This window comes from Serratia marcescens, assembly GCF_006715005.1.
GTDB lineage: Bacteria > Pseudomonadota > Gammaproteobacteria > Enterobacterales > Enterobacteriaceae > Serratia > Serratia montpellierensis.
Genome location: NZ_VFMJ01000001.1, coordinates 1843860 through 1858038, shown reverse-complemented (window position 1 = coordinate 1858038; position 14179 = coordinate 1843860). Strand labels below are relative to the sequence as shown.

Sequence of the window (14179 nt, the reverse complement as noted above, 5' to 3'; positions counted from 1 at the left end):
TTCGCATTCCCTGGAGCGCTGGGCTATACCTTAGGCAGTCCCTATCCCGCAGGAGTTGTGATCATGAGCAAGAAAAAGATCCTGATGCTGGTCGGCGACTACGCCGAAGATTACGAAACCATGGTGCCGTTTCAGGCATTGCAGATGATTGGCCATTGGGTGGATGCCGTGTGCCCCGGTAAAACCGTCGGTGACTACATTCAGACCGCGATCCACGACTTTGACGGCGCGCAAACCTACAGCGAGAAGCCCGGGCACCGTTTCACCCTGAACGCCGACTTCGCCGCCGCCAAAGAAGAGCACTACGACGCGCTCTTGATCCCCGGCGGCCGAGCGCCGGAATACCTGCGCCTGAACCCCGAGGTGATCGCGCTGGTACAGGCGTTTGACGCCGCGAAAAAACCGATCGCCGCCGTTTGCCACGGCCCGCAGCTGCTGGCGGCGGCCGGAGTATTGAAAGGTCGCACCTGCAGCGCCTACCCGGCCTGCGCGCCGGAGGTGCGGCTCGGCGGCGGCCATTATGCGGAGATCGGCATCGATCAGGCGCACGTCGACGGCAATCTGGTCACCGCCCCGGCCTGGCCGGCGCACCCGCAGTGGCTGGCGAAGTTCGCCGAGGTCTTGGAGCAGTAATGCGGCGCTAGCGGAGTTGCTCGATCAGGAAGTGAATGTCGTACAGCCAGCGTTTGGCGCGCGCGGAGCGCACCAGCATCGACACGCACAGCGGCCGGGGGTGTTCTTTGCAGGCGGAGGGAGAAAACCAGCGCCCGGTGTTGGCCGGCGGCTGGAAATACAGTTCGTGGTTATAGTTGCCGCTGTCGACGCCGAAGGTATCGAAGTAGCGGCGCATCAGCGTATTGGAATCGCTGAACGACAGGTGAAGCGCGGTGTTGATCTCGGTTTCCGGGGTGATGGCCACGCCCTTCTTCAACCGCCCTGGCGTGTTGAATGCGGCGATAAGCGCGATGACCTGTTGCTGAATGTCTTCTGCCATGACGACCTCGAGCCGATATGAATAAAAGATGAATGCGGTTCTCTGTCTGACTCTGCTCACCGCAGCGAGTTCTGGCCGCCGGCCGGGTTTTCTGTTTCTTTACACTTTCCATAAAAAAACCGCGCGCAGCCAAATGCCTGGCGCGCGCGGTCGACGGTTAGCGGCTGAGCGTCGCCTTGTCGGCGATGACGCCGTCCCCCTGCCGCTCGGCGGTAACGCCGCCGCCCAACACTTTATACAGGGTGGCCTGATTGTCGTACGCGGTCTGCTGCGCGGCGATCAGCGACTGCTGTGCCGTGTACAGCGTGCGCTGCGCGTCCAGCAGCGTCAGGTAGCTGTCCACGCCCTGGCGGTAACGCAGCTCGGCCAGGCGATAATATTGCTGTGCCGCCGCCACATAGCCGGTTTGCGCCGCCAGCTGTTCCTGCAGCGTGGCTTTGCGCGCCAGCGCGTCGGCGGTTTCCTGAAATGCCGTCTGCACCGCTTTCTCATAGGTGGCGACATACAGGTCTTTCTGCGCCTGGGTGTAGTTGAGCTGAGCCGTGTTATAGCCGCCGCTGAAGATCGGCAGGCTGATGCTCGGTGCGAACGACCAGACGCCGGCGCCGTGGCTGAACAACGAGGAGAGTTCACCGCTGCCCACGCCGCCGCTGGCGGTCAGGCTGATCGACGGGAAGAACGCCGCCCGCGCCGAGCCGATATTGGCGTTGGCGGATTTCAGGTTATGCTCGGCCTGCAGCACGTCCGGCCGCGTCAGCAACACGTGCGAAGAGACGCCGGCCGGCAGATCGCGCATGATCCCGCCCAGCGCCTCGATACCGCTCGGCAGCAGGTTTTCCGGCACGCGTTGCCCTACCGCCAAATCCAGCGCGTTTTTCGCCTGCGCGGCGCTGGTCGCGTAGCTGGCGGCGTCCGATCGCGCTTGCTGGTAGACGGTTTCCGCCGACGCCACGTCAACCAGCGACGCAATCCCGTGCTGCTGATTGTTGCGCGTGACATCCAGCGACCGTTTGGCGCTGGCCATCGTCTGCTGCGCCACCGCCAGATTGCTGCGCTCCGCCGCCACCGCCACCCAGTCGGTGACGATATCGGCGATCAGCGTCAGGCGGGTGCTTTTCGCCGCCTCCGAGTTCGCCAAATAGGTTTCGAACGCCGCGCGCGACAGGCTGGCGTTCTTGCCGAACAGATCCAACTCGAATGCGCTGACGCCGGCCGCGGCTTCGTAGCTTTGGCTCAGCGCGGTGGCGTTGCCGCTGCCGGTCAGCGCCCGCCCGCGGCTGCCGTCGGCGGTGGCATTGATTGTCGGGAACAGCGCCGAACGCTGCTCGCCGTACAGGGCGCGCGCCGACGCGATATTGGCGATCGCCTCGCGCAGATCGCGGCTGCTGTTCAGCCCCAGCGCCACCACCTGGCGCAGCCGGGCGTCCTGGACATAGTCGCGCCAGACGACGTCCGGGTAGCTCAGCGCCTGGTTACCGCCGGCCTCGCCCTGCGGCAGGTTGGCGGGCACCGGCGCCGCCGGGCGCTGGTAGTGCGGATCCAGCGACAGACAGCCGGTCAGCAGCAGCGGTAAAGTTAACATCATGACTCGTTGCAACACGTTATTCTCCTGCCTGTGACGGCGGGTTGGCGGGCCGGCGGGTAAACATGCGGCGCACCAACACATAAAACAGCGGGACGAAAAAGATGGCCAATGCGGTGGCGGTGATCGTACCGCCGATAATGCCGGTGCCGATGGCGATTCGGCTGTTGGCGCCGGCGCCGCTGGATACCGCCAGCGGCAGCACCCCGGCAGTGAACGCCAGCGAGGTCATCAGGATCGGCCGCAGGCGCATACGGGCCGCGTGGACCGCCGCGCCAATCAGCGTTTCGCCCCGCTGGTGCATTTCCTCGGCGAACTCGACGATCAAAATGGCGTTCTTCGCCGACAGGCCGATGATGGTGAGCAACGCCACCTGGAAGTAGATGTCGTTTTCCAGCCCGCGCAGCGTGATCGCCAGCAGCGAGCCCACCACACCCATCGGCACCACCAACATCACCGCGAATGGAATCGACCAGCTCTCATACAGCGCCGCCAGGCACAGGAACACTACGATGAGCGAAATGGCGTACAGCGACGACGCCTGGCCGCTGGTCAGCCGTTCCTGATAGGACAGCCCGCTCCAGGAATAGCTGCTGCCGGCGGAGTATTTCGCCGCCAGTTTCTCCATCTCGCTCATTGCCGTACCGGAGCTGACGCCGGCGGCGCCCTGCCCGGTGATCTCGAACGACGACAGCCCGTTATAGCGCGACAGGTTTTCCGGGCCGTAGATCCAGTGCGAAGACGCAAAGGCGGAGAACGGTGTCATGCTGCTGTCGCCCGCCGCGTTGGTGCCGCGCACAAACCATTTGTCGAGATCTTCCGGCTTGGCGCGATATTCTACGTCGCCCTGCATATAGACCTTTTTCACTCGGTTGCGGTCGATAAAGTCGTTGACATAGGTGCTGCCGAACGCGCTGCTGAGGGTGCTGTTGACGTCGCCGGCGCTCAAGCCGAGCGCCTGCAGCTTGCCGTTGTCGATCTCCACCTGCAGCTGTGGGGTGTCCGGCAAGGTGTTGGCGCGCACCGCCAGCAATGCCGGATTGTTGCCGGCGGCGGCGACGATCTGGTCGCGCATCGCCTGTAGCTCGGCGCGGGTGGTCGCTCCTTTGGCCTGCAGCTCGAAGGTGAAGCCGTCGGACTGGCCGAAGCCGTCGATCGCCGGTGGGCTCATGGAGAAGACCTGGGCGTCGCGCAGCGAGGCAAAGTGCGCCATGGCGCGTTTGGCGATGGCGTCGGCGGTGTTCTCGCTGCCGCTGCGCTGGCTCCAGTCTTTGAGGCTGACGAACGCCATGCCGGCGTTTTGCCCGCTGCCGCTGAAGCCGAAACCGTTGATGGTGAAAATGGTGCTGACGTTAGCCTTTTCCTGGTCGAGGAAATAGGCGGTCACCGCCTCGCTCACCGCCGAGGTGCGCGCGTTGGTGGCGCCCGCCGGCAAGGTGTACTGCACCATCACCGTGCCCTGATCCTCGTTGGGCAGAAAGCCGGTCGGCAAACGCAGGTACATCACGGCGGCGGCGATCAACAGCAGGCTGTACAGCAGCAGATAGCGCGTCGGCCGGTGGATCACTGCGCCGACCTTGTCGGCGTACTTCTCCTGCAGCCGGTCATAGCCGCGGTTGAATTTGCCCAGTAAGCCTTTATCGGTCTGCGCATCGTGCGCCGGTTTCAGCAGCGTGGCGCACAAGGCCGGCGCCAGCGTCAACGCCAGCACCACCGACAGCACCATCGAGGAGACGACGGTGATTGAAAACTGGCGATAGATCACGCCGGTGGAGCCGCCGAAGAACGCCATCGGCAGAAACACCGCCGACAGCACCAGCGCGATGCCGACCAGCGCGCCGGTGATTTCACGCATCGATTTCTCCGTCGCCTCGCGCGGCGGCAGCTTATCTTCCCGCATCACGCGTTCGACGTTTTCCACCACCACGATGGCGTCGTCCACCAACAGCCCGATCGCCAACACCATACCGAACAGCGTCAGGGTATTGATCGAATAGCCGAACGCCGCCAGCACGCCGAAGGTGCCCAGCAATACCACCGGCACGGTGATGGTCGGGATCAGCGTGGTGCGCAGGTTTTGCAGGAACACGAACATCACCACCACCACTAATACCACCGCTTCAAACAGCGTTTTCACCACCTCCTCGATTGAGATATTGATAAAATCGGTACTGTCTTTCGGGTAGGCCACCTTGTAGCCCTGCGGCATCGCGCTTTGGTATTCCGCCACCTTGGCCTTCACCAGCTTGGCGGTATTGAGGGCGTTGGCGCCCGCCGCCAGCTTGACCGCGATCCCCGCCGCCGGGTGGCCGTTGAGGTGCGCGCTGGCGGAATAGTCCTCGTTGCCCAGCTCAATTCGCGCCACGTCGCCCAGCCGCACCAGCGCGCCGCTGCTGTCGCTTTTCAGGATGATATTGCGAAACTGTTCCGGCGTTTGCAGCCGCGACTGCGCCTTTACCGTGGCGGTCAGCTGCTGATCGGCGGCGGCCGGCAGATCGCCTACCTTGCCGGCGGACACCTGGGTGTTTTGCGCTTCGATCGCCGTCTGCACGTCGGAAGGCATTAGCGCATAGCTCGCCAGCTTGGTCGGATCCAGCCAGATACGCATCGCATATTCCGAGCCGAACACCTGCACGTCCCCCACGCCCTCGATGCGCGACAGCGGATCCTGCAGGTTGCTGACCAGATAGTCGGAGATATCGGCCATCGTCGCCTTGTCGCTTTCGTCATACAGCCCGACGATCAACAGGAAGCTGCTCTGGGATTTCTTGACCGTCACGCCCTGCGCGGTGACCGCGCTCGGCAAACGGCTTTCCGCCTGCTGCACCTTGTTTTGCACCTGCACCTGAGCGATATCCGGATCGGTGCCCTGATCAAAGGTGACGTTGATGCTGACCGAGCCGCTGGAGCTGCTGGTCGAAGAAAAATACAGCAGGCCGTCCAGGCCGGTGAGCTGCTGCTCAATCACCTGCGTGACGCTGTTTTCCAGCGTTTCCGCGTCCGCGCCCGGGTAGGTGGCGGAGATGGAAATCTGTGGCGGTGAGACGTCCGGATACTGCGAGACGGGCAACGAATTGATCGACATCAGGCCGCACAGCATGATGATGATGGCGATCACCCAGGCGAATACCGGCCGCCGGATAAAGAACTGCGCCATATCACTGCTCCCCGCGTTGGGTTTTGTCGACCGAAACCTCAACCGGCTTCACCGCGGCGCCGATCGTGACCTTGCCGGTGCCTTCGACGATCAGCCGATCGCCTTCGTTCAGCCCGCTGCCGATCAGCCAATTACTGCCCACCACCCGTTCGGCGCTGACGGTGCGCTGCGCCACGTTGTTTTGCTCGTCCACCACCAACGCGGTGGCTTCCCCTTTGGCGTTGCGGGTGATGCCCTGCTGCGGCGCCAGAATGGCCTTGGGATCGACGCCGTTATCCACCGTGGCGTGGACATACATGCCGGGCAGCAGCTCATGTTCGGGGTTGGGGAACACCGCGCGCAGCGTGACCGAACCGGTGGCCTCATCCACCGCGACCTCGGTCAGCTCCAGCTTGCCGGCGTGGGCATAAGGCGTACCGTCCTCCAGCTTGATGGCGACCGGCGTGACCGCGCCGCGCTGTAACGCCGCCTGCTGGCGTCGCAGTTTAAGCAGCTGCGCGCTGGACTGGGTCAGATCGACATAGATCGGGTCGAGCGCGCGGATGGTGGCCAGCGCATCGGTTTGGCTGGCGGTGACCAACGCGCCCGGCGTCACCGATGAGATACCGATGCGCCCGGCGATCGGCGCCCGCACCTGGGTATAGGCGAGGTTGATACGCGCCGTCTCCAGCGCCGCCTGATACTGGGCCACCGACGCCACGGCCGCCAGATAGGCGGCTTTGGCATCGTCCGCATCCTGCTGAGAAACGCCGTTCTCTTTCACCAGCGCCGCATAGCGCTGCGATTTGAGCCGGGTGGATTGCACCGTGGCCTGGGCGTTTTTCAGCTGGGCGGCGGCCTGATCGTAGCTGGCCTGATAGCTGGCAGGGTCGATTTGATACAATACCTGCCCGGCTTTCACCTCGGCCCCTTCGGTAAACAGCCGCTGCTTGATAATCCCGTCGACCTGCGGCCGCACGTCGGAGGTCATGGTGGCGTTGACCCGGCCGGTCAACTCGCTGCTCAGGGTCACTGACTGGCCGCGCAGCGTGACGACGCCGACCTCCTGCTCACCGCCTGCACCCGTCGGCGCACCGGCGTTTTGCCCATCGCAGGCGGCCAGCAACAGCGACAGCCCAAGCACCAAAAGCGTTTTCCTCTGCATTGCAATACGATCCTGTTGAGAATGACTATTCTCAATATATCGAATGCCGACATTCGCTTCTGAAAGGGTTGCGTAAGGATTCGGTAAAAGTTCGTCGGGAAGAACCGGCCGGAGCGGCCGGCGTCGGGATTATTTGTGCCGCAGCGGCACGTCTTTCAAGAGCCAGGTCAGCGCAAAAGCCAGCGCCATCACCCCGGCAGCAATTTGATACACCGAATGGATCGCCCCGCCGAAGGCCTGCAGGTAATCCTGCTGCAGCGCCGCCGGCAAATGGTGCACCGCTTCTGCGCCGAGCGCGCGCGGCAGCTGCGCGCCTTCCGGCAACAGCGCCGCCAAACGGGTGTGCAACACCTGCGTGAAAATTGCCCCGAACACCGCCACGCCTATCGAACCGCCGATAGAGCGGAACAGCGTAGCGCTGGACGTCGCGACCCCGATATGCCGGGGCTCCACGCTGTTTTGCGCCGCCAAAATCATCACTTGCATCACCATGCCCAGCCCCAATCCCAGCAGGCAAAGGTACAGATACAGTTGCTGTACCGGCGTGTTATTGGTCAGAGTGCCGAGCAGCGTCATCGCCCCCAGCGCGCACAGGGTACCGACGATCGGGAACAGGCGATATTTACCGCGCTTGCTGATGATCCGCCCGCTGATGATCGAGCTGACCATAATGCCGCCCATCAGCGGCAGCAGCTGCATCCCGGCCTGCGATGGCGTCGAGCCTTTCACCACCTGCAGATACAGCGGCAGGAAAGTCACGGAGCCGAACAGCGACATGCCGACGATAAAGCCGATCAGGCCGCACAGCACGAAGGTGCGGTTGCGAAACAGCCCGAGGGGAATGATCGGTTCACCGGCCAGCCGTTCCTCATAGATAAAGCCGCCCAGCGACACCAGGCCAAAGGCCAGAATGCACCACAGCTGGCCGTCCGACCAGGCCATTACCGTGCCGCCCTGGCTGGTGAACAGGATGATACAGGTGAGCGCCAACGCCAGGTAACCGGCGCCGAGGAAATCGATTTCATGTCGCACTCGATTAACCTGCGACTGAAATACCGCGCCAATCACCAGCAGGGCGAACAGGCCCAGCGGCAGATTGATGTAGAAAATCCAGCGCCAGGAAAAATGCTGCACCAGTAAGCCGCCGATCAACGGCCCCACCACCGTGGCCAGGCCGAATACCCCGCCGAACAGCCCCTGATAACGGCCGCGTTCCGCCGGCGGGATCACGTCGCCGACTACTGCCAGAGTGACCACCAACAGCCCGCCGCCGCCCAACCCTTGCAGCGCGCGCATCATAATCAGCTGCGTCATGTTTTGCGCCAACCCGCACAGTACCGACCCAAGCAAAAACAGCAAAATAGCGATTTGCAGCACAATCTTGCGGCCGAAAAGATCGCCGAATTTGCCGTACAGCGGCACCACGATAGTGGAAGACAGCAGATAGGCAGTCACCACCCAGGACAGTTTCTCAAGCCCACCAAACTCGCCGACGATGGTCGGCAGCGCGGTGGAGACAATAGTTTGATCCAGCGCCGCCAGCAGCATCACCAGCAGCAACGCGGAAAACAGCAACGGGAGCGAAGGCGCCTTGGCAGGCGCCCCGCCGTGATCGGGCCGGATTGTCGGGTTTTCAATCGCCATCGAAGTCAGTTCACTTGTAATTAATTAATCGCATAATTAATATATGAGTCATCCTTTTCTCCGGTCAATGGATCTCATCGCGATGACAGCACGAAACGTTCAAACTCCCGCCAAGCCTCGCCGTCCCGGCCGGCCGAGCGGCGGCGCCAAAGGAGCGGACAAACGCGAGCATTTGCTTGATACCGCGCTGAACCTGTTTGCCCGCCAGGGGATCGTAGACACCTCATTGAATGCCATTGCGCGCGAGGCAAACGTGACCCCGGCCATGCTGCACTACTACTTTCATAACCGGGAACAGCTGCTGGACGTGCTGATCGAAGAGCGCTTTCTGCCGGTGCGCAAGATGGCCGGCGAAGTGTTCGACGCCAACGCGGACGATCCCGTCACCGCCTTCACCCAGCTGGCGCAACGCTTTATCGACATCGCGTTGGAACACCCTTGGTTCGCCCCGCTGTGGCTGCGGGAGGTCATGAGTGAAAGTGGCGTATTGAAACAGAGAATGGATGAACGATTCGGTAATGAACGCCATCAGATCGCGCTGCAAGCCATCGCACGCTGGCAGGTGCAGGGTAAACTCAATCCCGATCTCGAGCCTGCCCTGCTGTTCTTTACGCTGTTCGGCATCACGCTGCTGCCGCTGGCCACCGCGCCCAAATGGCGGCGCGAACGGGATAAAGGCCAGCTAAACGCCGAGGATATCGCCCGCCACGCCGTCGCCCTGCTGCGCTCCGGCATCGGCCCGGCGCGTTAACTCACCGGCACTGGGGGTTTAACCAGTCTAAACACCGTTTTGGTGTGCCAATAATAGTCGATCGCCGCCGCGATATTCGGCATCCAACCGTCTGGTTCATAGGGCACGAAGCCGGAAAAACCCAGCCGGCGGGCAGAGACCTGGAACCCCGCGGCGGAGAAAATGCGCGCATAGTCGTCCAGCGAGCGATCCTGCACCACGGTATGCGTCTGCTCAGCCACCCTTTCGCGCCATTGCGGCCACAGCGGGTTGTCGGTGTGGCAACCGGTCACCGCATAGTAAACGCCGCCCGGCTTCAGCGCCCGCAGCATATCGGCGGCATGTTGCGCGATATCTTCGATCAGGTAGATGACTTCATGGCTGAAGGCGATATCGAAGTGGTTCTCATAACCCGTCAACCGCGTGTCGGTCTGATAAACGATCGGCAGGTTTCCTTTCAGGCGGTTGGCGTGTTCGACGGACTGGCGGGCGATATCGACGCCGATCCCTTCACGAAATGGCCGGATTTGGTGCAACAGGCGCAGAAAACCGCCCTGATTGCAGCCGAAGTCCAGCACCCTGACGCCGGACAGTTCATGTTCCGGCACCAGGCCCAGCAGATGCCGCCAGATGGGCGCATGGCCTTCGGCCATGGCCTGTTCTGCGAGCGGATCGCGATACCAGGTGGGAATACTCAAGGGTGAGTCGGTCATTATGGCCTCCTTATGTTTCCACTCAGCCAACCACACCCTATGGCGGCAAACAACCGCATGCGCATTTTTTGAACATTCAATGGCCTGGCTTGCCATGCACCGGCAGTTGGCTGGTCACGCAGTGAATGCCGCCGCCGCCGGCGGCGATGGCGTCGATCTCCAGTTGCACCACCTTGCGCTGCGGATAGAGCGTCGTCAGCAGCTCAAGCGCCGCCTTATCCGCCTGCGGGTCGCCAAATTCAGGGGCGATCACCGCGCCGTTGATGACGAAATAGTTGATGTAGCCCGCCGCGAAATCGGGATTGCGGCGGCTGAATCGGCTTTCGCGCGGTGCCAGCGGCGGCGAAAGTGTATGCACCTGCAGCCGGCGGCCGTCGGCGTCGGTCGCTGCCTTGAGGATCGCCAGATGCGCCTGGGTAACCGCATGATCATAAGAGGCCGGATCGGTATCCAGGTTGGCCACCACGACGCCCGGCCGCACGAAACGGGCGTAAAAGTCGACGTGGGCATCGGTGATATCCCGGCCTTTAATGCCCGGCAGCCAGATAATTTTGCGCAGGCCGAGCATCGCCTTCAGCTCCTGCTCAACCCGCTCCCGGCTCCAGCCGGGGTTGCGGTTCGCGTTCACCCAGCTGCTCTCGGTCATGATGCCGGTGCCGTGCCCATCCACTTCGATGCCGCCGCCTTCGCCTACCAGCGCGCTGCGGCGCGGTTGAGCAACGCCGTATCGTCTGGCGGCAAACCCTGCCAGACGCGCATCGCTGGCATGCTGCTGCTTATCGCCCCAGCCGTTGAAGTTGAAATCCACCGCGCCCAGTTCACCGGCGGCATTGACGACGAAATTGGCGCCGATGTCGCGCATCCAGATGTCATCCAGCTCGGTGACGACATAGCTGACGTTGTGACTGCCGCAGGTGGCCTCGGCCAATTGCCGTTCGCGCTCGCGGCAAAATACCGTCAACGGCTGAAATTCAGCGATGGCGCGGGCGATGCGCCCCTGGGCTGCCTGCACGTCCGCGGTGAACCCGCCCCAAATCGCGCGCTGCGCGCCGAAAGCGAGAAATGCCCGCTGCTGCGGTTCCCCTTCGTCGGGCATCCGCCAGGCCGGATTAAGCTCAGCTTTTGCGTGACCGCGTAACGGAATGCCCAATGATGCCGTCAAGCTCACACCGGCCACCGCCGAAAGCTGCTTGATAAAGGTGCGACGCGTTGACATAAATAACCTCTTTTAATTAATTTAAATTCAAACGGTTAGCCGAATTATTTGCGTTCCGGCACTTGAATCTCATGCTAGTCTTCCCCTGCCACCGCGACAAACGATATATTTAGCGGATATCTGATTAGACAGGCTTATCGATAATGTTAAAACACTGGCCCCCCTTGAGTGCCCTGCGCGGTTTCGAAGCGGCGGCGCGCCTGGGCAGTTTTCATCAGGCTGCCGAAGAGCTGCACCTCACCCAGTCGGCCATCAGCCAGCAGATCCGCAGCCTCGAAGCGTTTCTGGAACAGCCGCTGTTCTTCCGCACCGGCCGCAGCGTAGTGCTGACCGACGCCGGCCACGATCTGTTCAGCACCGCACAGGTGATGCTGCAACAACTGGCCGTCGGCATTCGCCGTTTGGATCAGTACCGCAAACCCAACCAACTGATCGTTAACACTACCCCGGCCTTTGCCCGCCACTGGCTAACGCCGCGGCTGGGCGACTTCAATCGGCAGCACCCGCAGGTCGACCTGTGGCTGTTCACCAGCTTTGAACCGCCGGATATGGCGACGGACAGTATCGATCTGGCGATCCGCGACGATCTCAGCGCGCAGGCAGACTGCTCCTTCAAGGTTCTCTGCACCGACCGACTCTATCCCGCCTGCCACCCGAGTCTGTTGGCGTTGGCGGCGGAGCAGCGCGTGACCCTGCACGGCGAACGGGAGATGGACTGGAGCCACTGGACGGTGGCGGGCGGCACGCACGTCGGCCAGCGCGACAGCGGGCTGAACTTCTCCGATCCCGGTCTGCTGCTGGACGCTGCCTGCAATGGCCTTGGCATCGCGTTGGTCAGCCAACTGCTGGCGCAGCACGCGCACGACGCCGGGCTGCTGCAACCGTTAACCGAGCAACGCGTGCGCGGCGCCAACTGGGCGTGGCTGCTGCACCGCGACAGCGAACACAACCCGCTCGCCCGGCACTTTTGCCAATGGCTGCAGTCGGCGCTGCCCGCCGGCGCATAACGCGCCACGTCACGCTTCACGACTCTGGTCAGGCGGCCCCGCCTGACCGCTGCTACCTTCAATAAAGCGCCGCAATAGCCCGAAGAAAACGCGCTAACCTGCTGTTTCGAAATAATTAGTTGAATTCACCTGATAACTGAACATCGCTAAAAGGATCTTCTATGTCTGCCGGTTTATTGAAAACGATAGCTCTGAGCGTAGCCCTGGCCTGCACCGTTCCCGCCGCCTTTGCCGCCGATCTGACCGCCGGCGCGGTCGCCGCTCCGGATCAGTATGGCGCAAAAGTCGCCGCGCACATTCTGCAGGCCGGCGGCAACGCGGTTGATGCGGCGGTCGCCACCGCCTTTACCCTGGCGGTCACCTACCCTGAAGCTGGCAATATCGGCGGCGGCGGCTTTATGACGCTGTACGTCGACGGCAAGCCCTATTTTCTCGACTACCGCGAAGTGGCCCCCAAGGCCGCCGGCAAAACCCTATACCTGAACGAGAAAGGTGAAGTGATCGAAAATCTCAGCCTGGTGGGCAGCCGCGCCGCCGGCGTGCCGGGCACCGTGCTGGGGTTGTGGGAAGCCCATAAACGCTTCGGCAAACTGCCCTGGGCCGAGCTGCTGACGCCGGCGATCGGCTACGCCCGGCAAGGTTTCACCGTGGCGGAGCAGCAGTATCAGTACCGTGAAGACGCCAACAAGCTGTTCGCCGGCAAAACCAACTTTGGCGACTATTTCGGCGCCATGAAGCCCGGCACGGTGTTCAAACAGCCGGAGCTGGCTGCCACCCTTGAGCGCATCGCCCAATCGGGCGCCGACGATTTTTATCACGGCGAAACCGCCCGCCTGCTGGTGGCGCAAATGCAGCGTGATAACGGGCTGATCGGCGCGGCGGATTTGGCCGACTATCGGGTGAAATGGCGTGAACCGATGCGCATCAGCTGGCGCGGCAACACCGTGTATACCGCCCCGCTGCCCAGCTCCGGCGGCATTGCGCTGGCGCAACTGCTGGGGATCAAAGAAGATCGCGCCGCCGACTTCAAGGGCGTGCCGCTGAACTCGGCGCGCTATATCCACCTGCTGGCGGAAATCGAAAAACGCGTGTTCGCCGATCGCGCCGACTACCTCGGCGATCCGGATTTCACTAACGTGCCAGAAGCGCAGCTGATCGCCCCCGACTACCTGCAAAAACGCGCCGCCGAGATCAACCCGACGGCGATCTCGCCGACCGAACGGGTGCGACCGGGGCTGGAAACCCACCAAACCACCCACTTCTCGATCGTCGATGCCGCCGGCAACGCGGTCAGCAACACCTATACGCTCAACTGGGACTTCGGCAGCGGCGTGGTGGTCAAAGGCGCCGGCTTCCTGCTCAACGACGAGATGGACGATTTCAGCGCCAAACCCGGCGTCGCCAACGCCTTCGGCGTGGTGGGCAGCGACGCCAACGCCATCGAGCCGGGCAAACGCATGCTCTCCTCGATGAGCCCGACCATCATCACCCGCGACGGCGAGGTCAGCCTGGTGATCGGCACGCCGGGCGGATCGCGCATCTTCACGTCGATCTTCCAGGTGATCAACAATCTCTACGATTACCATCTGCCGCTGGCGCAGGCGGTGGCCGCCCAGCGCGTACACCATCAGCTGTTACCGAAGGACACCCTCTATTATGACAGCTTTGCGCCGCTGACCGGCAAACCGGCGGACGAGCTGAAAGCCATGGGCTACACCCTCGAAGACCAGGGCTGGAACATGGGGGATATACAGGCTATCCGCATCGATGACCGCACGCCGGAAACCGCGTCCGATCCGCGCGGCCGCGGCGTTGGCCTGGTGGTGAAAAAGTAACGCACCGCGGCCCGCATCCGGTTAAGCGGGCCGCCACACCTCCGCACAGACTGCCGCTGTCCCCTTTTTCACTCATCTATACTGAATCGACAGGCTCGCGTTTAACGGCGACGATGCCTGCGTTCCGTCTTGAACGATAAAGATAATATTCATCGTA

11 protein-coding genes are annotated in these 14179 nt (G+C 62.5%); 4 read left to right on the top strand and 7 right to left on the bottom strand.

Annotated features, from left to right (window positions below; translation table 11 throughout):
* Nucleotides 1-63: 63 nt before the first annotated feature.
* Nucleotides 64-633, top strand: a complete 570-nt coding sequence (locus FHU12_RS08840; protein WP_141968784.1) for a DJ-1/PfpI family protein — start codon at nucleotides 64-66, stop codon at nucleotides 631-633.
* A gap of 7 nt (nucleotides 634-640) precedes the next feature.
* On the opposite strand, the gene FHU12_RS08835 is transcribed toward FHU12_RS08840, so the two are convergent.
* The 5 genes from FHU12_RS08835 to FHU12_RS08815 form a co-directional block, all read right to left on the bottom strand.
* Nucleotides 641-994, bottom strand: a complete 354-nt coding sequence (locus FHU12_RS08835) for a DUF1493 family protein (RefSeq protein WP_060433101.1) — start codon at nucleotides 992-994, stop codon at nucleotides 641-643.
* Between the two features lie 157 nt (nucleotides 995-1151).
* A complete protein-coding gene (locus FHU12_RS08830) occupies nucleotides 1152-2594 on the bottom strand; it encodes an efflux transporter outer membrane subunit (protein ID WP_141968782.1) in 1443 nt (480 codons plus the stop codon).
* A gap of 1 nt (nucleotide 2595) precedes the next feature.
* A complete protein-coding gene (locus FHU12_RS08825) occupies nucleotides 2596-5733 on the bottom strand; it encodes an efflux RND transporter permease subunit (RefSeq protein ID WP_141968779.1) in 3138 nt (1045 codons plus the stop codon).
* A gap of 1 nt (nucleotide 5734) precedes the next feature.
* Nucleotides 5735-6877 (bottom strand): efflux RND transporter periplasmic adaptor subunit, encoded by a 1143-nt coding sequence (locus FHU12_RS08820; protein WP_043143535.1) that lies wholly within the window; start codon nucleotides 6875-6877, stop codon nucleotides 5735-5737.
* A 129-nt stretch (nucleotides 6878-7006) separates the two neighbouring features.
* Nucleotides 7007-8521 carry an MDR family MFS transporter gene (locus tag FHU12_RS08815; protein ID WP_141968777.1) on the bottom strand — a complete coding sequence of 505 codons (1515 nt, stop codon included), beginning with the start codon at nucleotides 8519-8521 and terminating at the stop codon, nucleotides 7007-7009.
* Between the two features lie 82 nt (nucleotides 8522-8603).
* Between FHU12_RS08815 and FHU12_RS08810 the strand changes: the two genes are divergently transcribed.
* Nucleotides 8604-9272 (top strand): TetR/AcrR family transcriptional regulator, encoded by a 669-nt coding sequence (locus FHU12_RS08810; RefSeq protein WP_260440712.1) that lies wholly within the window; start codon nucleotides 8604-8606, stop codon nucleotides 9270-9272.
* Here FHU12_RS08810 and FHU12_RS08805 read toward each other — a convergent pair.
* A complete protein-coding gene (locus tag FHU12_RS08805; protein ID WP_141968773.1) occupies nucleotides 9269-9964 on the bottom strand; it encodes a class I SAM-dependent methyltransferase in 696 nt (231 codons plus the stop codon). The two genes, FHU12_RS08810 and FHU12_RS08805, sit on opposite strands and share 4 nt — an antisense overlap.
* A 76-nt stretch (nucleotides 9965-10040) precedes the next feature.
* Nucleotides 10041-11180, bottom strand: a complete 1140-nt coding sequence (locus tag FHU12_RS08800) for an agmatine deiminase family protein (protein WP_141968771.1) — start codon at nucleotides 11178-11180, stop codon at nucleotides 10041-10043.
* Between the two features lie 143 nt (nucleotides 11181-11323).
* On the opposite strand from FHU12_RS08800, the gene FHU12_RS08795 reads away from it, so the two are divergent.
* Together FHU12_RS08795 and ggt are read left to right on the top strand one after the other, a co-directional pair.
* Nucleotides 11324-12187, top strand: coding sequence for a LysR substrate-binding domain-containing protein (locus FHU12_RS08795; RefSeq protein WP_141968769.1), 864 nt, complete (start codon nucleotides 11324-11326; stop codon nucleotides 12185-12187).
* Between the two features lie 161 nt (nucleotides 12188-12348).
* Nucleotides 12349-14022: a gamma-glutamyltransferase gene (gene ggt, locus FHU12_RS08790; RefSeq protein ID WP_141968767.1), complete on the top strand. Its 1674-nt coding sequence runs from the start codon at nucleotides 12349-12351 to the stop codon at nucleotides 14020-14022.
* Nucleotides 14023-14179 lie beyond the last annotated feature (157 nt).

Excerpts from the sequence above, each read along its gene's own strand:
- FHU12_RS08835 (WP_060433101.1), bottom strand. The coding sequence starts at position 994 with ATGGCAGAAGACATTCAGCAACAGGTCATCGCGCTTATCGCCGCATTC.
- FHU12_RS08800 (WP_141968771.1), bottom strand. The coding sequence starts at position 11,180 with ATGTCAACGCGTCGCACCTTTATCAAGCAGCTTTCGGCGGTGGCCGGT.
- FHU12_RS08815 (WP_141968777.1), bottom strand. The coding sequence starts at position 8,521 with ATGGCGATTGAAAACCCGACAATCCGGCCCGATCACGGCGGGGCGCCT.
- FHU12_RS08825 (WP_141968779.1), bottom strand. The coding sequence starts at position 5,733 with ATGGCGCAGTTCTTTATCCGGCGGCCGGTATTCGCCTGGGTGATCGCC.
- ggt (WP_141968767.1), top strand. The coding sequence starts at position 12,349 with ATGTCTGCCGGTTTATTGAAAACGATAGCTCTGAGCGTAGCCCTGGCC.
- FHU12_RS08820 (WP_043143535.1), bottom strand. The coding sequence starts at position 6,877 with ATGCAGAGGAAAACGCTTTTGGTGCTTGGGCTGTCGCTGTTGCTGGCC.
- FHU12_RS08805 (WP_141968773.1), bottom strand. The coding sequence starts at position 9,964 with ATGACCGACTCACCCTTGAGTATTCCCACCTGGTATCGCGATCCGCTC.
- FHU12_RS08795 (WP_141968769.1), top strand. The coding sequence starts at position 11,324 with ATGTTAAAACACTGGCCCCCCTTGAGTGCCCTGCGCGGTTTCGAAGCG.
- FHU12_RS08810 (WP_260440712.1), top strand. The coding sequence starts at position 8,604 with ATGACAGCACGAAACGTTCAAACTCCCGCCAAGCCTCGCCGTCCCGGC.
- FHU12_RS08840 (WP_141968784.1), top strand. The coding sequence starts at position 64 with ATGAGCAAGAAAAAGATCCTGATGCTGGTCGGCGACTACGCCGAAGAT.